This window comes from Alishewanella maricola, from assembly GCF_016343785.1.
GTDB lineage: Bacteria > Pseudomonadota > Gammaproteobacteria > Enterobacterales > Alteromonadaceae > Alishewanella > Alishewanella maricola.
The window spans coordinates 346,832-367,444 of record NZ_JAEINI020000004.1 but is presented as its reverse complement, the minus strand read 5'-3'; the positions used below and the strand labels follow the sequence as shown (position 1 = coordinate 367,444).

The following is a 20,613-nucleotide window of genomic DNA, read 5'->3' as shown; positions in this document are numbered from 1 at the left end:
AATTGAACGGGCTTTCGCCGCAACGTGGGTCGCATTTTCTTTGGTGACTTTATTTTGGCGAAACAAAAGAAAGTTACTCGCCAACAGCGAAAACGTTGTTTATTTAATAAGTTATTGCAGACATGCGCATAGACATTTTGGTGCAGCAGGAATGTCTATTATTTGCTCTTAGCCGTAATAATCTTAAAACCGAAACACGCCTAAATCTGATGTGCTTTTACATCCCATTACGTTGACAGCCGCAACGTGGGTTGCATTTTCTTTGGTAACTTTCTTTTGGCGACACAAAAGAAAGTCACTCGCCAACGGCGAAAACGTTGTTTATTTAATAAGTTATTGCAGATATACGCATAGACATTTTGGTGCGGCAGGTATCTCTGCTCTTCGCTCTAAGCCGCATCCTGCCGCCATCACTAAACAGCGCTACTAGCTAACATATTTCTACACAACAGCAAACAACAGGCATAAAAAAGCCCGCAAACAGCGGGCTTTCAAAATGGCGAAAAATTATTTCGCGATAGGTAAAGTTGGGTATTTAATACCCGCCATTTCATTCATTACGCGAGTAACCTGCACACTGTAACCAAACTCGTTGTCATACCACACGTATAACACGCAACGGTCGCCATCAACGATAGTGGCTTGTGAGTCAACCACACCTGCGTAACGCGAGCCCACTAAGTCAGAAGAAACGATTTCGGTTGAACTGGTAAAATCGATTTGATCTTGCAACTCAGAGAACAGTGACGTGCGCTGCAAGAAATCGTTTAACTCATCTTTGTTGGTTTCGCGATTCAAGTTTAACGATAATATCGCCATTGACACGTTTGGCGTTGGCACACGGATCGCATTACCGGTTAACTTACCTTTTAATTCAGGCAAAGCTTTAGCCACCGCACTGGCGGCACCCGTTGAGGTTAACACCATATTTAACGGCGCAGCACGGCCACGGCGATCGGCTTTGTGGAAGTTATCAATCAGGTTTTGATCGTTGGTATAAGAGTGCACGGTTTCTACGTGACCATTGCGAATACCGTACTCATCTTGCAGTGCTTTTAATACTGGCGTAATGGCATTGGTGGTACAACTGGCTGCAGAAACAATTTTATGCTCTGGCGTGATCATATGCTGGTTAACACCATATACCACGTTCGGTACTTCACCTTTAGCCGGTGCGGTAATTAACACACGAGCCGCACCTTTGCTTTGCAAGTGAATGGATAATTCTTTATCGTCTTTAAATATACCGGTGTTATCGACGATCAGCGCGTTATCAATACCGTATTGCGTGTAATCAACTTGCTCTGGCGAATTGGCGTAAATCACTTTGATAAAAGTACCGTTAGCTTTAATGCCTTGGTTCTCTTCATCGACCGTAATGCTGCCATTGAAAGGGCCATGAATAGAATCGCGACGTAATAAGCTGGCGCGTTTTTCTAAGTCACCTTTTTTACCGCCACGTACCACTATCGCTTTTAAACGTAATTTACTGCTAGGGCCTGAGCGCTCTAACATTAAGCGGGCAACTAAGCGGCCAATTCGACCAAAACCATAGAGCACAACATCGACGGGTGTCACTTGATCTTCATGATCAAGAATATCCGCTAGCTCTTGAGCTAAATATTGCTCAAGCGTTAGGCCTGTTGCATTGTCTTTATATAAATAGGCGTAAGCCAATTTACCAATATCTACCCGACCGGGTGCCAAATTCATTTTACTGATGGCTTCTAATAACGGAAAACTCTCGCGAAGGCGTAATTTTTGGCCTTCGAACCGCTCTACTGTTTTATGCGCTTTAATAATATCAATGGTGGTAGCGTTAACCAGAGGCCGCCCATAGATAACCACCTCAATGCCTTTATTACGATAAAGCCGACCAATGATAGGTAACATGTTTTCGGCGTATTCCTGGCGTTCCTGCCAGCTTTTTTGATACTGTTCTGCGTGTGATAGGGTCATTATTAGGCCTTTTACTTCAATAAAATGAATTAATCGGTGTGCCTAAGCCGCTTTTCTGTAGGATACAGCGGTTTTTATAAGGCGGCCTATTGTAATTGATTATGAAACCCTACCACAACACTTACAGCTTAAATATAGGCTTAAGTCTTATGAGTGAAAGTTAATGAAGCTGAATTAACACAGTAGCGCTGCCCGGTTGGCGCAGGCCCGTCTTCAAACACATGGCCTAAGTGGGCATCGCAATTATTACAAACAATTTCAATGCGTTGCATACCATGACTGTGGTCTTCTTCATAACGCACCTTCCCCGCTAACGATTGATAAAAACTGGGCCAGCCACAACCGGCATCAAACTTCGTGCTGGCATTAAATAATTCTGTACCGCAACAGACACAGTGATAAGTGCCTGCGGCGGTATGATGTAATAATTCACCTGTGAAAGGATATTCTGTGCCTTTTAAGCGGGTCACTCGAAATTGTTCTTCAGTTAAACGCTGCCGCCATTCTGCTTCTGATAATTTCATTTAATACTCCTGTATTATCTTTTAACGCTGACATCAATATACGCTGCGCTTTGTGCTTGGCTCAATCAGTTTGTCTCTGACCTAGATAAAAGCGTAACGATTGCTAATGGCTTTGGCATTAAAACAAGCTTATAGCAAAATGAATCAACAAAACTGGCTAGCTGTAAGCATCATTTAAGTGGGCTTAGCCAGCATTAACCCGCCGTAATAACATCACTTAACCATAGCACTTATCGATACGCTAGCTTGCTATTTGTTGAGGTAAATCAATACTAACGGGTAGCCCATCGACGGGCCTTAAGGTAAATTACTCTTATACTGTAATACACGGAACAAAATGAGGCTAATGTAAAGTTACGGGCGGTTATATCAGCCTGCAGTATGCCGCTGGCGATTAGCCATCCAAACTACAACTTGGCCGTGATACTTCAGAAATTAGACAATAGAGCGCTGCAAATCACTATACTGCAGGTGTCGATTATCTGTTTGCGTATTTCTTTGTTACCCAGTTAGCGTTGACCGATGAGACTGACACCTCGATCGCGTTAGGTCTGCAATACCGTTTCTAGGAGCTCATCATGACAGTTAACGAAACAAAAACCCCATTTTTGGCGCTGCTGATTGGCCCATTGTTGATGCTATTCACCTTAGTGCTACCCGCACCTTTTGGTATGAATGAACCTAGCTGGTTAGTCATAGGTTTAACCGCTTGGATGGCAAGTTGGTGGATCAGTGAAGCCGTTCCCATCCCTGCCACTGCCTTTTTACCTTTACTCGTGGCACCCTTGCTCGATTTAAATAATTTAAGCGCCGTGGCACAGTCTTATGCCCATCCATTGATTTTTTTATTCTTGGGCGGATTTATAATCTCAATTGCCATGGAACGTTGGTCTTTGCATACCCGTATCGCCTTGCATACCATGCTGATTGTGGGCAGTAAACCCAGCCAGCAAATTGGCGGTATTATGTTAGTCACGGCGTTCTTATCAATGTGGATGTCGAACACGGCAACCGCGGTAATGATGTTACCCATTGCACTGTCTATTACTCGCATGTTAGAGCAAGATAAACAACCTAGCGAAAATGACTTTAGCAAGGCTATTTTATTAGCCGTGGCTTATGCTGCCTCGATTGGCGGTTTAGCAACCTTAATTGGTACACCTCCTAACGCTTTTATGGCCGCGTTTTTACAAGATACCTAAGGCATTCGGATTGGTTTTGTTGAGTGGATGATTGTGGGATTACCGCTGTCCGTTGCCATGTTGTTCGGTTGTTGGTTATGGCTAACCAAATTTGCTTATAAACTCGACCAAGTTAAGATTGCCAACACCCGTAACTTATTCCACCAAAAGTTGATTGTGCAGGGTAAGATGCAGCGAGGTGAAAAAGCGGTACTGATTATTTTCGCCCTGACTGCCTTACTATGGATCACACGTCCGTTTTTAGTCAAACTCACCGGTTTACCGTTAGATGACACTATCATTGCGATGCTTGCAGCGGTATTAATCTTAGTATTGCCTTTGGACAGTAAAAACACCCGCATTTTAACTTGGGAAGAAACCAAGCAGTTGCCTTGGGGGATCCTAATGTTGTTTGGTGGCGGTTTAAGCCTCGCCGCGCTGATCAGTAAAAGTGGTTTAGCCAGTTATATCGCTGAGCAAGTGATGTTACTCGACAACATGCCGCTGTGGCTGATGGTGGTGCTCGTGACGACTGTTATCGTATTTTTGACCGAAGTCACCAGTAATACCGCGACAGCAGCAGGCTTTTTACCCTTGCTAGCGCCCATATCGTTAGCCATGTCAGGCTCGCCAATGACCTTGGTGATCCCGGCTGCCATTGCAGCCAGCTGTGCCTTTATGATGCCGGTAGCCACCCCGCCCAATGCCATTGTCTTTTCATCTGGTCATTTACGTATTGCGGACATGGTTAAAGCCGGTTTTGTTTTAAATCTCTTTGCCGTCTTGTTGGTGAGCTTAACCAGCTTATTTTTAGCGCGTTGGGTGTTTGCGTTTTAATCCGTTTTTACGCAACCTTATTTATCACCATAAAAAAACCCACTGCAGCGAACAAACTGCAGTGGGTTTTTCTTTGTTATGGGTGCTGAAAACCGCGATAAACTAGCTTAATTCAACTTTTAATTCAGCGATAACGGCTAAGGCTTTAGCACAGGCTTTATCAGTATCGTCAGCCAAAGCTAAAGCTACCCCCATGCGCCGCTCGCCTTGTACTTCGGGCTTACCAAAAATACGCAGTTCCGTATCGGGCTGCATTAATGCCGCCGCACCAATATGATATTGAATATTTTGGCTGTGCCCAGGCACCAATAATACCGCCGAGGCAGCTGGGCCGAAGTGTTTAATGCTAGGAATAGGTAAACCCAAGATCGCACGAGCGTGCAGTGCAAATTCACTTAACTGCTGTGAAATCAAGGTCACCATACCGGTATCGTGTGGCCGCGGTGACACTTCGCTAAACCATACTTCATCGCCTTTAACAAAAAGCTCAACACCAAATAAGCCTTTGCCACCCAAAGCTTTTACCACGGCAGTAGCATACTGTTGGGCTTTTTGCGCAGCGACAACTGACATCTGCTGCGGCTGCCAACTTTCACGATAATCACCTTGCTCTTGCCGGTGGCCAATCGGATCGCAGAACTGAATGCCTGAAATAGAATTTACCGTCAGTAAGGTAATTTCATAATCAAAATCAACAAAGCCTTCGACAATGATACGGCCTTTACCGGCACGGCCGCCTTCTTGCGCATGAACCCATGCTGCTTCAACATCGGCATCGCTGCGTAATACGCTTTGCCCTTTGCCAGAAGAAGACATAATCGGTTTGACCACACAGGGATAACCTATCGCAGCCACCGCAGCCAGATAACCGGCTTTATCGCTGGCAAATTGATAATTGGAAGTAGGCAACTGCAAAGTTTCTGCAGCTAAACGGCGGATCCCTTCGCGGTTCATGGTTAAATTAACCGCTTGAGCACTGGGAACCACATTAAAACCTGCGGCTTCGAGTTCAATCAGCACAGAAGTCGCGATCGCCTCTAGCTCTGGCACAATTAACGCCGGTTTTTCAGTGATCACCAGCTGTCTCAGTGCGGCATTGTCTAGCATAGAGATCACTACCGCTTTATCCGCTACTTGCATAGCAGGAGCATTAGGATAACGATCAACCGCTACCACTTCACAGCCATAACGCTTTAATTCTAAACACAATTCTTTACCTAATTCACCAGCGCCTAATAACAATACCTTAGTGCTGCTGCTTGTGCCGGGTGTTCCAATGACAACGCTCATTTTACTTTCACCATTGGCCGTTCAGGACGACTCCAATCAACATGATAGGTTTTACCCTTGGTTTTATCCGTGCGCTCAAAGGTATGAGCACCAAAGAAATCACGCTGGCCTTGCAATAAATTAGCCGGTAATACCGCAGTGCGATAAGCATCGTAGTAACTTAAAGCTGAACTTAACGCGGCCACGGGGATCCCCGCCAGCGACGCGTTGGCCACGGCTTTGCGCCAGTTTTGTTGGTACACTGAAATTTGCTTTGAGAAAAACGGATCCAACAACAGGTTTTCCAACTCGTCGTTTCGCTCGTAAGCTTCAGTGATAGATTGTAAAAACACCGCTCGAATAATACAGCCCGCACGCCAAATCTTAGCGATTTCGGCAAAATTTAACTGCCAACCATGCTCGGCCGCAGCCGTTTTCATCAGATGAAAGCCCTGTGCATACACGCAAATTTTGGCACAATACAAAGCATCATGCAGTGCTTGGATCATGTCGGCTTGCTGTTCTTCTGAAAATAAATTTTGAGCAGGACCGGCCAGTACCGTTGCAGCTTTCACCCGTTCAGCTTTTAAGCCAGAAATCGCGCGAGCATATACCGCTTCAGCGATGGTAGGCGCGGGGCTACCTAATTGTAAACTGCTGACGGCAGTCCACAGGCCCGTGCCTTTTTGACCGGCTTTATCTAAAATAACATCAACCAGCGGTAAGCCGGTTTCGCTGTCTTTAGTGGCTAAGACTTGGGCACTGATATCCATTAAATAACTGTGCAGTGGGCCATCATTCCATTGCACGAAAATCTCACCAATGGCCGCCGCCGACATGCCTAACACATCTCGCATCACTTGATAGGCTTCGCAAATCAGCTGCATATCGGCATATTCGATACCGTTGTGCACCATTTTGACATAATGGCCAGAACCACTGGGGCCAATATAGGCCGCACAAGGTTCACCTTCTGTCACTGGATTACCCGGCTCAAAGCGTTCGATGGGTTTACCGGTAGCAGGATCAACTTTGGCGGCAATCGCTTGCCACATCGGTTTAATGCGGGTCCACGCGTAAGGATCGCCACTGGGCATTAAAGAAGGGCCAAACCGGGCACCCACTTCACCACCTGACACGGCCGTGGAGAAAAAGATAAATTTACCTTCGTAGCTTTTTTCTCGCGCGACAGTATCCGTCCACAGACTGTTACCAGTATCGACTACGATGTCATCGGCTTGAATACCGGCATCGATCAATTTATGACACACATCGTCAACGGCTTTGCCCGCAGGCACGGATAACACTATTAGGTGAGGCGCAGATAAGCGTGATAACAATTCGGTGTAAGAGCTACACCCGACAACTCGGGGGCCTTTATCGCCTTGCTCTGCCGCATCTTGTGCTAGTACAGCCTCTAATTTCTGGTTATCAAGGTCAAAAGCCGCCACTCGATAGCCGTTATCTGCCAGGTTGAGAATAAGGTTTTTACCCATTACCCCTGCCCCAACAAAACCAATTTCACACAGAGTTGTGCTGTCTGTCATCTAACGATCCTTAACAACGTTGAAAGCGCGCAAACTGGCGCGGGTCGAAAAATGCCGCGCATTATAGGCTATATGCCAGCATAAACCTACTGCCAGACCGATAAGCTATAAGCGCTTTGCAACCACTTATCTTTACGCACCGCTGTAGTGGGCGTTAAACCGTCATTCACTGACGTGTCAAACAATAAGTTGCGCAAGGGCGCCGGAATGCTAACCGCTTGATTTTTATCCGATGCATTTAGGATGCATAACAAACGTTGACCGCTATTGTCATTAACAATATCCACCATGCAACTGTGCCGATCAGATTCATGCCAATTCGGTTCGCTCATATCGGTGCCATCCATTAAATACCAGTGCACGTGGTGTTTATCACCATGTTTTTGGTAGTTATCGTCTAATAAGCTGATTTGCTGTAAACAACATAATGACTGGCGCATTTTCAGCATTTGTTGTACGAATTTCAGAAACTTAGTGGCGGGCCCATCTAACTGCCAATTTAACCAAGAAATCGGATTATCTTGGCAGTACGCATTGTTATTGCCATGCTGAGTATGACTTAGCTCGTCGCCGCCTAACCAATGGATCATCCCTTGGCTAAGTACTAAAGTGGCAACCAAATTACGTCGATGTTGATTACGGGCATTAATAATGGCTTCATCCGAGGTCACACCTTCCGCACCATGATTCTTACTCAGATTATGGCCGTGGCCATCGCGGTTTTCTTCACCGTTTAGCCAATTGTGTTTGTCGTTGTAACTGACTAAATCTCTAAGCGTAAAGCCATCGTGATAGCTAATATAGTTCACACTGCAACTGGCGGGCTTATGATGTTTTTGAAAAATATCGCGCGAGCCTAATAAACGTGTAGCAAATTCGGGGAGCACCCCTTGATCGCCACGCCAAAACGCCCGAAAAGTATCACGACATTTATCATTAAGCTCAGACCAGTGCGCCGGAAATTGCCCCAAATGATAGCCAAAAGGCCCGACATCCCAAGGCTCCGCAATCAGCTTAGCTTTACTGATCACCGGATCTTGCGCAACGATTTGAAAGAAAGCCGCAAACGGATTGTAGCGTTTAAACTCCCGGCCCAGTGTCACGGCTAAATCAAAGCGAAAACCATCTACCTGCATCTCGGTTAACCAATAACGCAAGGCATCCATTATCATACGCTGCATCATCGGATGCGACACATTCAAGGTATTGCCACACCCCGTAAAATTACAATAATTTTGGTAATCAATCATTTCACCATGGCTATGAAACAGATAATACTGCCGATTCGCTAAACCACGAAAACTAAGCACTGGGCCATCTTCACCCGCTTCAGCCGTGTGATTAAACACCACATCTAAAATGACTTCTAAGCCATGTTGATGCAAGGTGCGCACCATGGTTTTGAACTCGGCTACTGCATCTTCATACTGATAACGCGGTTCCGGTGCAAAAAAATTCAGCGGGTTATAACCCCAATAATTGGTTAAACGTAACGCACTGAGCCGCGGCTCGGCCATAAAAGAAGCCACTGGCAATAATTGCACCGTGGTAATGCCGAGCGCTAACAGATGTTCAATAATCGCCGGATGACACAAGCCCAAATAGGTCCCGCGCAAATGCTCAGGCACATCGGGATGTTGCATGGTCATGCCTTTGACATGGGCTTCATAAATGACGGTTTTTTCCCGAGGGATTGCAGGTTTAACACTATCTTGCCAGTCAAATGGAGCCTGTTCTAACACCCCTTTCGCTAAAGAATAATGACTGTGGCTAGCGTACTGGCGTTCTTGCCACATTTGCGGCCGATTTAACTTACGACAGTACGGGTCAAGTAATAAACGCTCTTTATCAAAACGTAAACCTGCATCTGGAATATTGGGGCCAGCCGCTTTTAGCGCATATAAAGAGCCTTGTTCAATACCACTGACCGCCACATGCCAAATTTCACCAGTGCGGCCTTGAAAGGGGATCTCGGCAAGCAACTCTTCGGTATCGGGCAGAAACAAACACAAGGTCAGTTCACTGGCATCTGGAGCATACACAGCAAAATTCCACGTTTCTGCTTGCACTAGGCTCGCCCCTAACGGACTCGGCTGGCCAACAGACATTTTTAACAACCCAATGACGGCGGTCATGGTATTTCCTTAGATTTTTTGTCGAATGTATAACGTCGATAATGGCGGTAAATTTAACACGATACGACAAGCCTGACCGTGCATAGCCTGCTCAAGCGCTAGCAAAGGTGCTTGCTGCACCGGATAGTTACTGCCCCAGTAATGTTCGCTATCGGTATTTAAAATGATTTCGTATTCACCGGCCTGTGCCACACCTAAACAAAAATCATTGCGTGGGATCGGGGTAAAATTACTGACCACATAAACCCGCTCGCCTGCGGCATCTTGCCGAAACAAGCTTACGTTACTGTGTGCGGCATCCTGATGATCTAACCAACCAAAACCGGCAGTGTCATAATCTAATTGGTACAAGGGCGTATGACCGCGATAGGTATGGTTTAAATCACGAAAAAGTTGTTGCATACCGCGATGCTTATCAAAGCTCAGTAAGTGCCAATCCAAGCTTTGTGAGTGCGACCATTCTCGCGCCTGCGCAAATTCAATGCCCATAAAATTCATTTTCTTACCCGGATGGGCAAACATAAAGGCTAAAAAGGCACGCATATTGGCCGCTTTTTGCCATTCATCACCCGGCATTTTTTCTAACAAACTGCCTTTACCATGCACGACTTCATCATGCGATAACGGTAAAATGAAGTTTTCGTTATAGGCATAAACCATTGAAAACGTCAGATCGCCATGATGATACTGCCGATAAGCCGGATCTTTACTGATATAGCGCAAGCTGTCATTCATCCAGCCCATATTCCACTTGAAGCCAAAGCCTAAGCCACCACTATCAGTGGGGCGTGATACTTGAGGAAACGAGGTTGACTCTTCCGCAATGGTCATCGCTAAAGGGAACTTGCTATACACTTCACGGTTAAGCCATTGAAACAAACTAATGGCTTCATAGTTATGATTACCCCCATCAATATTTGGCACCCACTCTCCCGCATTTCGAGAATAATCCCAATACAACATCGAGGCCACGGCATCGACACGGATCCCATCAATGTGGAAGTGTTCGAGCCAATAAAGAGCACTGGCTACTAGAAACTGTCGCACATAGTCTTTACCAAAGTCATAAATGCAGGAATTCCAATCTGGGTGCCAGCCACGACGCGGATCTTCGTATTCGTATAAACAACTGCCATCAAACCGTGCTAAGCCATGGCCGTCTTCAGGGAAGTGCGCCGGCACCCAATCTAAAATCACGCCAATACCGGCCTGATGGCAAGCATCGACAAAGGCTTTAAAGTCATCTGGATGACCAAAGCGAGAAGTCGGCGCAAATAAGCCCAATGGCTGATAGCCCCAAGAACCATCAAAGGGGTGTTCCATAATCGGCATCAGTTCGATGTGGGTATATCCCATCTCAAGCACATAAGGAATTAACTGTGCAGCAAGCGCTTGATAACTCAGCGGGGCATTGTCGCTGTCACGACGCCAAGAGCCTGGATGCACCTCATAGATGCTCATCGCACTTTGATAGACATTGCCAGCCTTTCGTGTTGTCCAGTTCTGATCTTGCCACTGATAAGCAGCATGATCATAAACTAAGGATGCATGTGACGGATATTGCTCAGCATAAAACGCCAGCGGATCGGCTTTATGCGGTAATAAATCGCCATGTTTGTTTTTAACTTCAAATTTATAACGAGTACCAGTGGCGATTTCAGGTATCACTAATACCCAATGCCCGCATTCGGTGCGCTCCATCGGATGACAACGGCCATCCCAATGGTTCATATCGCCAACCAAACTGACGGTGCTGGCATCCGGCGCGTATACGGCAAAGCGAGTCGCCGGAAGGCTTTTACCAGCAAAATCTAAAGTGATCAGCTGAGCGCCTAACTGGCGGTATAAATTTTCTGGCTGGGAATGCACAAAATGCACAGCATAGTAGGCTTGATCAGAAAACTGATAGGGATCAACTAAACGGTATTGGTGTTGTCCTTGCTTTACTTGAAAATAATAAGGCACGGCTTTACGTTTTCTGGGCTGCGCCAGTTCAAACACCCCCGGACAGCCTATCACTGCAGCTAATTGTCCTAAGCTTTTATCCGTCTTAGCGTCAAAAGCTTCAACTTCACTCGCATGAGGTAGATAGCAGCGTAACACTAAGCCTTTATTTTTATTGTCTGGTTGCATTAACTGCCAACCTAAAACACTAAAGGGCTGTCTGCAGCGCGCTTCTGCAAAAAACGTTAAGTTCATTACCTTGTCCTTATCTTATTATTGTTGCTTAATCCAGAGTCAACACAATTACTGGCCTTTACGGCGAAGTGCGAGTTGCTTTAATAAATCATTGATCGGTGCTTCGGTGGTCCATTGCTCCAGATCACGGCTTAATTTACGTCGCCAGTTTGGATATTCGTTACTGGTGCCAGGCACATTGACTGGTTGCGTCATTTCTAACCAGTCTTCGATTTGTAAACATAATAATTGTGAGCGACCGCTGGCTAAATGTTGCTGTAAGGCAAAATTGAGTACCCTGTCCATGGCTAGCTGATCAACACTACGGGGGTAATCAGCAGGTAGCAAGTTATGGCCATGCAAAGAATCTAAAATACGTTGTTTATTATGATGACGCTGATGATAAAGCTGCTCTAATTGCGCTTCATCTTGATATAACCCCAGTGCTTTGCCCAGTTTTAAATCTTCACAATGCCAAAAACCAATTAAGGTAGGCAAGTCATGCGTACTGAGTGTCGCCATTGCTTGTTGCGGGTAGTGTGCTGGCGAAATATAACCACCATCGGCAGCCGTTTCAAAAAAGAATACCCGATAAGAGTACATGCCAAATTGCTGCAATAACTCGCGAATACCGTCTGGCACCGTACCTAGGTCTTCACCAATAATTACCGCCTGTTGCCGCTGACTTTCTAAGGCTAAGATCCCGAGCAAATCCATAATAGGATAATACACATAAGCACCGCCACCGGCATTAGTTGCGGCCTTAGGTACCCACCACAACCGCAGAAGCGCCATCACATGGTCAATGCGCAGCGCCCCCGCGTTTTGCATATTACTGCGAAATAAATCAATCATCGGCTGGTAAGCTTGCTGATATAACTGATAAGGCTTCATTGGTGGCAGCCCCCAGTTTTGTCCGGCCGGCCCTAATGGATCAGGCGGAGCACCTACACTGGCATCACGACAATACAGTTCAGGGTTACCCCAGATCTCAGTCGACGCTTCACTCACGCCTACGGCTAAATCGCGGTATAAACCCAGTAACATGCCACTGTCTTTAGCCAGTTGCTGCGCCTGCGCTAATTGCTCTGTGGCCAGGAATTGCAGGTAACAATAAAAATCAAGTTCCGCCGCGTGTTCTTGGGCAAATTGTAGTACTGCGGCATCGTTAGGATCACGGTATTGCTCTGGCCAGTTTGGCCAACCCCAATATTGTGAGTCTTGCTGATACAACCAAGCATGTAGCGCATCATACAAGGCTAGCTGCTGTAAGCTCTCACCGCCATCGGCTTTAAATTGTGCAAACGCAGCCAGAAGTTTTGACTGATTTTTGCTTTGTGTTTGCAGCCACTGATATAAGCTTTTTAATACAGGCAGTTTTAACATCATTACGGTGGGGTAATCCACCCAGTCTGCGGCACGCACCGCTTTTAATTTCGTCTGAAACGCGGTGTTATTAACTTGCTGTTGTGCAACAGCACATTGGGCGTAGCCCGGTACAGCGGTAACATCAAGATAAATAATATTTAACCAACGCCGCGAAGACGGGCTATAAGGGCTGGCATTATCGGCAATGGCGGGATAAAGCGCATGAATAGGATTTAACCCAACAAAATCAGCACCATGTGCTCCAAGGTAACGCACTAAATTATTTAGATCAGTAAAATCACCAATGCCCCAATTTCGCGCTGAACGCAGCGCATATAATTGGATTGCCGTGCCCCACTGTTTTTGTTCAGTAAAGGCAGGCGGTTGATAACAGCGCTCAGGCGCAATAATCAGTTTTTGGCTAACTGACAATTCTGTGCCGGCGCAGGTTAAGATCAACTGATGATAACCTAACGGCAATGCCCCATCGAAGACATGTAAATATTGCTGATATTCTTCCTCTTGCAGCACGGTCACTTGCGTTAGCTCACCATTAACCGGCGTTAACGGATAATCCGTTACCTTGCCCTGCTCGGTGATCAGTTGCAAAACAAAATCTGTGTTAGCCAAGGCTAATGGCACTTGCACTTCAAGTTGCCATTGCTCCGCGACCGGCTGGACAGAAACAGGGGCAATTAACTGCTGCCAAAAATCGAGTTGTCGTTCAAGTAATTCTGTGCGGGTCGCGTCATCATCTGCAACCGGGTAACCCATTGCGGCTAATAAGGCTAATTGATTGACTTCGCTGACTTCTGTCGGCTGGCCCCAGGCATCATTAAAATGTGTTTCGATACCATTAAAAGCGATAAGTTGTGCCCGTAAAGCTGCGTCCATTGGAATTCCTTGGCAAATTAGAACTAATATAAAGCATTCTAAGCGGCATAGATGCCGATGTCATGAGCTAATTTATGTCATAAAATTACAAAAAAGCCAACAAAACAGTTTTCAAGCTTGAAAAATGTGGCAAAAAATGTAATTTTACTACATATTATATTGATATTACTTTTTAAAACTTAGTCTAGCACTTAACAGCGGGGTTCTTATGTCAATTCGTGTTGCTATTAACGGTTTCGGCCGTATCGGTCGTAATGTACTACGCGCACTCTATGAGAGCAGCAAAAATTACGATATTAAAGTGGTTGCTATTAACGACTTAGGTGATGCGTCAATTAATGCACATTTATTAAAATATGATACTGCCCATGGCATTTTCGCAGCTGACGTTAAGCATGATGAGCGGGCTATCTATGTTAATAACGATGAGATCCGCACGTTAAGCGTTCGTAACCCTGCCGATTTACCTTGGGCTGAGCTTAAAGTAGATGTCGTACTAGAATGTACTGGCCTGTTTACCGATCGTAAAACGGCTGGCGCGCATTTAACCGCAGGTGCCAAGAAAGTGATTATTTCTGCACCTGGTAAAGATGTCGATGCAACGGTTGTCTATGGTGTTAACCATCAGATTTTAACGCCAGAGATGAACATTATTTCTAACGCATCTTGTACCACTAACTGTTTAGCGCCGATTGCTAAACCTTTATATGAGGCGCTGGGTATTGAGTCAGGTTTAATGACCACTATCCATGCTTATACTAACGATCAACGTTTAAGTGATGTGTATCACACTGACTTGCGCCGTGCTCGCGCAGCGGCCATGTCTATGATCCCAACCAAAACCGGTGCGGCAGCGGCCGTGGGTTTAGTGGTACCTGAATTAAAAGGCAAATTTGACGGTTTAGCGGTACGGGTACCGACGTTAAATGTGTCGTTGGTTGATTTAACCTTTATCGCCGGTCGTGAAACCGACGCGGAAGAAGTGAATAATATTATTCGCCAAGCTGCTGCGAGCAGCCCGATGAATCAGGTATTGCATGTTAACGATTTACCTTTGGTATCAATCGACTTTAACCACAACCCCATGTCATCTATCTTTGATGCCACTGAAACACGCGTATTGGGCCGTTTAGTTAAAGTGATGAGCTGGTATGATAATGAGTGGGGCTTTAGCAACCGTATGCTAGATAACACCGTTGAATTAATGAAGTTCTAAGCCTTACGCTTTTCAACAACAGCCAGCCTTTGCTGGCTGTTTGCGTTTAAGCCTATAATAACGTTTTAATAATCACAGCACCGTTGTTGGGGAATAGCATGTCAAGCGCAAGCGCACAATTGGGTTTTGCCCATCTTACCGATTTACCCTGTTATCGCTTACAGTTTCAGCAAGCCAGTTTAGTGGTGTCACTTTATGGTGGGCATTTACTGTCTTATCAACCGCAACCTGGGCAAGAAACGCTGTGGTTATCGCCACTTGCAAGCTGGCATCAACAACAACCGCTACGCGGGGGGGTACCGATTTGCTGGCCTTGGTTTGGTCCAATTGAAGCCAAATTAAACCCAGAGCAGCAAGCCGTACCCAATCATGGGTTAGTGCGCAATAGAATGTGGACCTATATCGACAGCCAAGCGCACAGCGACTTTAATAGCCTAACCTTAAGCATCAGTATCGATGATATGCCTGGACATCGGGCTAAAACACTCAGCTTAACGCTTTGCTTGCGACTTTATGCCGATAAGCTGAGTATCACACTCGAATGTGACGAACCCATGTTACAACAAGCGGCTTTACACAGCTATTTCCAAGTGCCCTCCCTGAACGCTTGCACCGTGCAGGGTTTGGGTCAGCGTTTTATGGATAAGGTTAGGCAACAACATTTTATTGAAGCGGAACCCGTCGTGTTTAATCAAGAAATTGATCGGGTGTATCTTGAGCCAGCAGCGCAATTAAGCATGCAAAGCGGTCACTATCAGCTACTTATTGACCAACAAGGGCATGACAGCACCGTGCTGTGGAACCCGGCAGCAGAACGTAGCAAAGCGATGGCGGATTTGCCTGATCACGGTTATCAAGAATTTGTCTGCGTGGAAACGGCACAACTGCAGATGGCTACCCCTAGCCCATTGCAGTTAACACAGACATTGCAGCTAACAAAAACAGAGTAACGGCACTAGCGCCAAATTAAATCGGCACAACTGCAGATTGATAACCCTAACCCACTGCAAGTTAACAAAGACAGAGTCACAGCGTTAGCGCCAACTTGAGGTGAACTGCAGCTGATGCAGTTCACGTTCACCATCTTGATAATCCAAAATCAATTGTAATTGCCACTGCATATTTGGATCGCTACAAGCGCCCAAGAACAGCTCGGCCTGCCAAGTGGTTAACGCCTCAGGCTGTTCTGCTGCTTGCTGGCGCCAGACTAGCGGAATGCGCCCCATATACATGGAAATACCTTGGAGCTCACCACTGATGGCTCGTAAAGGCTTTTGGCTTTGTAAACGGAGCTGTAAAGGGGTTTCTACAGGTGCATGCTCTGGAGAGAGCGTGAGTTGCAGCGTCGCGGTTTGCAGCAACAGTAGCTGACTGGTATTCTCGGCGGGTGGTTGACATGCTGTGAACGCCAATAAAAAGAGTAAAGAAATAACAACGTTAAGCGCAGTTCGTATCAACAATTTATTGCCACTAGATTGTGCTAAAACGCTATTTTAACCGTAACAGCATAAAAAAAACCAGCGTAGCCGAAAAGCGATGATAAATTGAACAGTGACTTTGTTCTACATCATAAAAACGGCTGTTTTACCTATCTTTTGACCGGTAAAACTCGTATCATTCGAGCCAATTATAGTAGGTAAGATTAGGCATTGAGAATATTGTGCCGATAGTACCTACCTATCACAAGAAGGGCCACCTTAAGGTGGTATATTTAGTAACCAGCAAAACTGCAGCGGAACTCAACATGAGCCAGACCAAACCGTTAAATGTTGAATACAACTATAGCGTTGTCCGCCTCTTTGCCATCACTACCGTATTATGGGGTATTGTTGGCATGGTGGTGGGTGTATTACTTGCAGCCCAGTTATACTGGCCAGCGCTTAACTTCGACACCCCGTGGCTGACCTACAGCCGTCTTCGTCCCTTACACACCAATGCGGTTATCTTCGCGTTCGGAACCAGTGCTTTGTTCGCCACTTGTTATTATGTTGTGCAACGCACCTGTCAGGTCCGTTTGTTTGCTGAAAAGCTGGCCATGTTTACATTTTGGGGCTGGCAAGCGGTTATTGTTGCCGCGGCAGTTACCTTACCGATGGGTATTAGCCAAAGTAAAGAATATGCCGAGCTAGAATGGCCAATCGATATTTTAATTACTGTCGTTTGGGTGTCGTTCGCGATTGTTTTCTTTGGTACTTTAGCCAAACGTAAAACCAGCCATATCTATGTTGCTAACTGGTTCTACGGTGGTTTTATTATCACGGTTGCTGCGCTGCACATTGTCAACAGCATGGTTATCCCACTTAATTTAGTTAAGTCTTATTCCATTTATGCCGGTGCTGTCGATGCCATGGTGCAGTGGTGGTATGGTCACAATGCGGTCGGCTTCCTATTAACCGCAGGCTTCTTAGGGATGATGTATTACTTCGTACCTAAACAATCAGGCCGCCCTGTTTACTCATACCGCTTATCGATTGTGCACTTCTGGGCACTGATTGCGTTATATATTTGGGCAGGCCCACACCACTTACATTATACTGCCCTGCCAGACTGGACTCAGTCTTTAGGTATGGTGATGTCAGTGATTTTATTCGTACCAAGCTGGGGCGGTATGATCAACGGTATCATGACCCTGTCAGGGGCATGGCATAAACTGAAAACCGACCCTATCTTACGCTTCTTAATCGTTTCCTTATCATTCTATGGTATGTCGACGTTTGAAGGCCCAATGATGGCAATCAAATCAGTTAATGCATTATCGCACTATACTGATTGGACTATCGGCCACGTGCACTCAGGTGCTTTGGGTTGGGTTGCGATGATTTCAATCGGCGCGATGTACCACTTAATCCCTACTGTCTTTAATAAGGCCGGTATGTACAGCGTAAAACTGGTCAACACTCACTTCTGGTTACACACTATCGGTGTGGTACTTTACATCGTTGCTATGTGGATCAGCGGTATTATGCAGGGCATGATGTGGCGTGCAGTGAACACTGACGGCACCCTGACTTACAGCTTTGTACAAAGCCTTGAAGCCTCTATGCCATTCTATCTGATGCGTTTTATCGGTGGTGTATTCGTTGTAACAGGTATGTTAATCATGGCCTACAACGTCTACAAAACGGTAAGTAGTAAACATCCCGCTGCACAGCCTGCAGTTGCAACGGCTTAAGGAGACTGACCATGCAAAAGAATCATCATGAAAAAGTCGAAAAAAGCGTGGGCTTATTAGGGGTGTTAACTATCGTCGCCATCAGCTTCGGTACCCTAGTACAAATTACGCCTTTGATGTTTATGGAAGAAACCACGCAACCGATTGATGGCTTAAAGCCTTATACAGCGCTGCAGATGGAAGGTCGTGATATCTTCATTCGTGAAGGTTGTACCAACTGTCACAGCCAGATGGTGCGTCCATTCCGTGCTGAAGTAGAACGTTATGGTCACTACTCTGTTGCCGGTGAAAGTGTTTGGGAACACCCATTCTTGTGGGGTTCCAAGCGGACGGGTCCAGACTTAGCTCGTGTGGGTCAACGGTATAGCGACGACTGGCATTATGCTCACTTAATGGATCCTCGTTCAGTGGTGCCACAGTCAAATATGCCTGGTTACCCGTGGTTAGATGCTAACCTGCTTGATGGCAAGTATACCGCGAAAAAATTAGAAATATTCCGTAAGTTCGGCGTGCCTTACACGGATGAAGATATCGCAGGTGCAGCTGAAGCAGTGCAAGGTAAAACTGAAATGGAAGCCCTGATTGCGTATCTGCAATCACTGGGCACAGCCTTAAAGTAATCGCCATGGAATTTGCAACAGTTCATAGCATTCTGACAGTGATTCTGTTCGTCGCGTTTGTTGCTTTCGTTATTTGGGCTTACAGTAAAAAACGTAAGTCCGATTTCGATGAAGCAGCCAACCTTGTTTTTGATGACGAGCCAGAATCAAAAAAACAACATTCTAAACGGGAGTCGGAGCATGAGTAGCTTCTGGAGTCTTTGGATTTGGGTACTAACCATCCCAGTATTGGTGCTGTGTTTAGTCCTGATCATGTGGAACTTAAAAAACTATGTCGGTGTGCCTGAAGATGAGACCACTGATCACGAAGTGGATGGCTTAAAGGAATTTAACAACCCACTACCAAAATGGTGGACTTACATGTTCCTTGCCACCTTAGTCTGGTCGGTGTTTTACTTAGCCGCCTATCCAGGTTTAGGTAATTACAAAGGTTTCTTAGGTTGGACCAGCTCTAACCAAGGTATCAAATCTTTGGAAGAATCTCGCCAAGCGGTATTACAAGCGCAAGCTGAAGGCCGTAACGTACAGTTAGATATGGAAGTGGTTAAAGCTGATGAAGTTTATGGCCCAGTATTTCAACAATTTGCTCAGCGCGACGTGTTGGACCTAGCCTACGATCCAGAAGCCTTAAAGATTGGCCAGCGCTTGTTCTTACAAAACTGTGCCTTATGTCATGGTTCTGATGGACGCGGCCAACGTGGCTTCCCAAATTTAACCGACAATGATTGGTTATATGGTGGCACAGCAGACAAGATCAAAGAAACCTTATTGCACGGTCGTAAAGCCGCCATGCCGGGTTGGGAAGCCGCACTAGGTGACCAAGGCATCAAAGAGATGACTGCTTATGTTCTGCAGTTATCAGGTCGTGCTGTTAACGAAAAAGATGCCGAAGCCGGTAAAGCGAAATTTGGTATGTGTGCTGCCTGTCACGGTGTTGATGGTCGTGGTAGTGTTGCGCACAACTTACCTTTCGGTGCCCCTAACCTAACGGATAACATTTGGTTATATGGCGATTCTTCAGCCACTATCGAAGAAACCCTGCGTTTAGGTCGTTACGGTGTTATGCCAGCCTTTAAAACGACGTTAGGCGAAGACAAGGTGCATATCCTAACGGCTTATGTGTACCGACTGTCTAATCCGGAAGACTTGCGCTAAACCGCACAGCAATCCGAAGCGCACTAAGCCCCGTAAAGGGGCTTAGTTTTATGAACGAGGTGAGTTATGCAAGAAGATACTAAACCCTGGTATAAATACGCTTGGACCTGGGTGTTAATTGCCATCCCTGTGGTTACCGCATTAAAAGCCGTACACACCGTTGTGGTGATGCAGCAGCATAAGCCTGAGATCGTCATTGACGACTATTATCAAGCCGGTAAAAGTATCAATATGCAACTGGCGAAATATCGCGAAGCCGCCCTGCGCAATATGGATGCACGTATTTTGGTCGCCGGTAATCGGGCGGTCATTCGATTTACTGAAAACCAAGTATTGGGTGAAACTATTCATCTTGATTTTTACCACCCTACCCTAGGCGCACATGATTTTGCGGTTGATGCCGAACGCAGTGGCGAGCTACTGTATGTGGCAACATTACCGATCACGCCAAACGGCCGCTGGCGTTTAACCGTATCAGACAAATCCGAAGAATGGCGACTGCGCGCCAACTTAACACTGCCGGCAGAACAAGAAATTAAACTGGGTTATTAAGAAGGA

General features: G+C 46.0%; 15 protein-coding genes and 1 pseudogene. 8 read left to right on the top strand and 8 right to left on the bottom strand.

What is annotated here, in order from left to right:
* Positions 1–507: 507 nt before the first annotated feature.
* Complete coding sequence (locus tag JAO78_RS08760) at positions 508–1,959, bottom strand: glyceraldehyde-3-phosphate dehydrogenase (protein WP_226750990.1); 1,452 nt, start codon at positions 1,957–1,959, stop codon at positions 508–510.
* Between the two features lie 140 nt (positions 1,960–2,099).
* Positions 2,100–2,483, bottom strand: coding sequence for a peptide-methionine (R)-S-oxide reductase MsrB (gene msrB, locus JAO78_RS08755; protein ID WP_226750989.1), 384 nt, complete (start codon positions 2,481–2,483; stop codon positions 2,100–2,102).
* A gap of 578 nt (positions 2,484–3,061) precedes the next feature.
* On the opposite strand from msrB, the pseudogene JAO78_RS08750 reads away from it, so the two are divergent.
* Positions 3,062–4,501, top strand: a pseudogene (locus tag JAO78_RS08750) (SLC13 family permease).
* Positions 4,502–4,603: 102 nt separating this feature from the next.
* Here the strand turns inward: JAO78_RS08750 and purT are convergent.
* The 5 genes from purT to malQ all read right to left on the bottom strand — a co-directional run bounded on the left by purT (position 4,604) and on the right by malQ (position 13,892).
* Positions 4,604–5,791: a formate-dependent phosphoribosylglycinamide formyltransferase gene (gene purT / locus JAO78_RS08745; protein WP_226750988.1), complete on the bottom strand. Its 1,188-nt coding sequence runs from the start codon at positions 5,789–5,791 to the stop codon at positions 4,604–4,606.
* The gene (gene gnd / locus JAO78_RS08740) at positions 5,788–7,317 is read right to left on the bottom strand and encodes an NADP-dependent phosphogluconate dehydrogenase (RefSeq protein WP_226750987.1); all 1,530 of its coding nucleotides are present in this window, start codon (positions 7,315–7,317) and stop codon (positions 5,788–5,790) included. Before gnd ends, purT begins: the two co-directional genes overlap by 4 nt.
* Before the next feature lie 86 nt (positions 7,318–7,403).
* On the bottom strand, positions 7,404–9,452 hold the full coding sequence (glgX, locus tag JAO78_RS08735) for a glycogen debranching protein GlgX (protein ID WP_226750986.1): 2,049 nt from the start codon (positions 9,450–9,452) through the stop codon (positions 7,404–7,406).
* 9 nt (positions 9,453–9,461) lie between these two features.
* The gene (gene glgB / locus JAO78_RS08730) at positions 9,462–11,651 is read right to left on the bottom strand and encodes a 1,4-alpha-glucan branching protein GlgB (protein WP_226750985.1); all 2,190 of its coding nucleotides are present in this window, start codon (positions 11,649–11,651) and stop codon (positions 9,462–9,464) included.
* A 48-nt stretch (positions 11,652–11,699) separates the two neighbouring features.
* Entirely contained in the window at positions 11,700–13,892 is a 2,193-nt protein-coding gene (gene malQ, locus JAO78_RS08725; RefSeq protein ID WP_226750984.1) for a 4-alpha-glucanotransferase, read from the bottom strand.
* Positions 13,893–14,100: 208 nt separating this feature from the next.
* Between malQ and gap the strand changes: the two genes are divergently transcribed.
* A complete protein-coding gene (gene gap / locus JAO78_RS08720; protein ID WP_226750983.1) occupies positions 14,101–15,108 on the top strand; it encodes a type I glyceraldehyde-3-phosphate dehydrogenase in 1,008 nt (335 codons plus the stop codon).
* A 98-nt stretch (positions 15,109–15,206) separates the two neighbouring features.
* The gene (locus JAO78_RS08715) at positions 15,207–16,058 is read left to right on the top strand and encodes a D-hexose-6-phosphate mutarotase (protein WP_226750982.1); all 852 of its coding nucleotides are present in this window, start codon (positions 15,207–15,209) and stop codon (positions 16,056–16,058) included.
* A gap of 84 nt (positions 16,059–16,142) precedes the next feature.
* On the opposite strand, the gene JAO78_RS08710 is transcribed toward JAO78_RS08715, so the two are convergent.
* Positions 16,143–16,568 (bottom strand): hypothetical protein, encoded by a 426-nt coding sequence (locus JAO78_RS08710; RefSeq protein WP_226750981.1) that lies wholly within the window; start codon positions 16,566–16,568, stop codon positions 16,143–16,145.
* 284 nt (positions 16,569–16,852) lie between these two features.
* On the opposite strand from JAO78_RS08710, the gene ccoN reads away from it, so the two are divergent.
* From ccoN to JAO78_RS08685, 5 genes are all read left to right on the top strand, one after another.
* A complete protein-coding gene (ccoN, locus tag JAO78_RS08705) occupies positions 16,853–18,280 on the top strand; it encodes a cytochrome-c oxidase, cbb3-type subunit I (protein ID WP_226750980.1) in 1,428 nt (475 codons plus the stop codon).
* A gap of 11 nt (positions 18,281–18,291) precedes the next feature.
* Positions 18,292–18,900 (top strand): cytochrome-c oxidase, cbb3-type subunit II, encoded by a 609-nt coding sequence (gene ccoO / locus JAO78_RS08700; protein WP_226750979.1) that lies wholly within the window; start codon positions 18,292–18,294, stop codon positions 18,898–18,900.
* A 5-nt stretch (positions 18,901–18,905) separates the two neighbouring features.
* Entirely contained in the window at positions 18,906–19,088 is a 183-nt protein-coding gene (locus JAO78_RS08695; RefSeq protein ID WP_226750978.1) for a cbb3-type cytochrome oxidase subunit 3, read from the top strand.
* The gene (gene ccoP, locus JAO78_RS08690) at positions 19,081–20,055 is read left to right on the top strand and encodes a cytochrome-c oxidase, cbb3-type subunit III (protein WP_226750977.1); all 975 of its coding nucleotides are present in this window, start codon (positions 19,081–19,083) and stop codon (positions 20,053–20,055) included. The genes JAO78_RS08695 and ccoP overlap by 8 nt, the downstream gene beginning before the upstream one ends.
* A 66-nt stretch (positions 20,056–20,121) precedes the next feature.
* Positions 20,122–20,607: a FixH family protein gene (locus JAO78_RS08685; RefSeq protein WP_226750976.1), complete on the top strand. Its 486-nt coding sequence runs from the start codon at positions 20,122–20,124 to the stop codon at positions 20,605–20,607.
* Positions 20,608–20,613 lie beyond the last annotated feature (6 nt).

Bases quoted from the DNA above. Each gene is read 5' to 3' on its own strand.
- msrB (WP_226750989.1), bottom strand. From the start codon at position 2,483: ATGAAATTATCAGAAGCAGAATGGCGGCAGCGTTTAACTGAAGAACAA.
- ccoN (WP_226750980.1), top strand. From the start codon at position 16,853: ATGAGCCAGACCAAACCGTTAAATGTTGAATACAACTATAGCGTTGTC.
- gap (WP_226750983.1), top strand. From the start codon at position 14,101: ATGTCAATTCGTGTTGCTATTAACGGTTTCGGCCGTATCGGTCGTAAT.
- JAO78_RS08695 (WP_226750978.1), top strand. From the start codon at position 18,906: ATGGAATTTGCAACAGTTCATAGCATTCTGACAGTGATTCTGTTCGTC.
- JAO78_RS08685 (WP_226750976.1), top strand. From the start codon at position 20,122: ATGCAAGAAGATACTAAACCCTGGTATAAATACGCTTGGACCTGGGTG.
- malQ (WP_226750984.1), bottom strand. From the start codon at position 13,892: ATGGACGCAGCTTTACGGGCACAACTTATCGCTTTTAATGGTATCGAA.
- purT (WP_226750988.1), bottom strand. From the start codon at position 5,791: ATGAGCGTTGTCATTGGAACACCCGGCACAAGCAGCAGCACTAAGGTA.
- ccoP (WP_226750977.1), top strand. From the start codon at position 19,081: ATGAGTAGCTTCTGGAGTCTTTGGATTTGGGTACTAACCATCCCAGTA.
- glgB (WP_226750985.1), bottom strand. From the start codon at position 11,651: ATGAACTTAACGTTTTTTGCAGAAGCGCGCTGCAGACAGCCCTTTAGT.
- JAO78_RS08760 (WP_226750990.1), bottom strand. From the start codon at position 1,959: ATGACCCTATCACACGCAGAACAGTATCAAAAAAGCTGGCAGGAACGC.
- glgX (WP_226750986.1), bottom strand. From the start codon at position 9,452: ATGACCGCCGTCATTGGGTTGTTAAAAATGTCTGTTGGCCAGCCGAGT.
- gnd (WP_226750987.1), bottom strand. From the start codon at position 7,317: ATGACAGACAGCACAACTCTGTGTGAAATTGGTTTTGTTGGGGCAGGG.
- JAO78_RS08715 (WP_226750982.1), top strand. From the start codon at position 15,207: ATGTCAAGCGCAAGCGCACAATTGGGTTTTGCCCATCTTACCGATTTA.
- ccoO (WP_226750979.1), top strand. From the start codon at position 18,292: ATGCAAAAGAATCATCATGAAAAAGTCGAAAAAAGCGTGGGCTTATTA.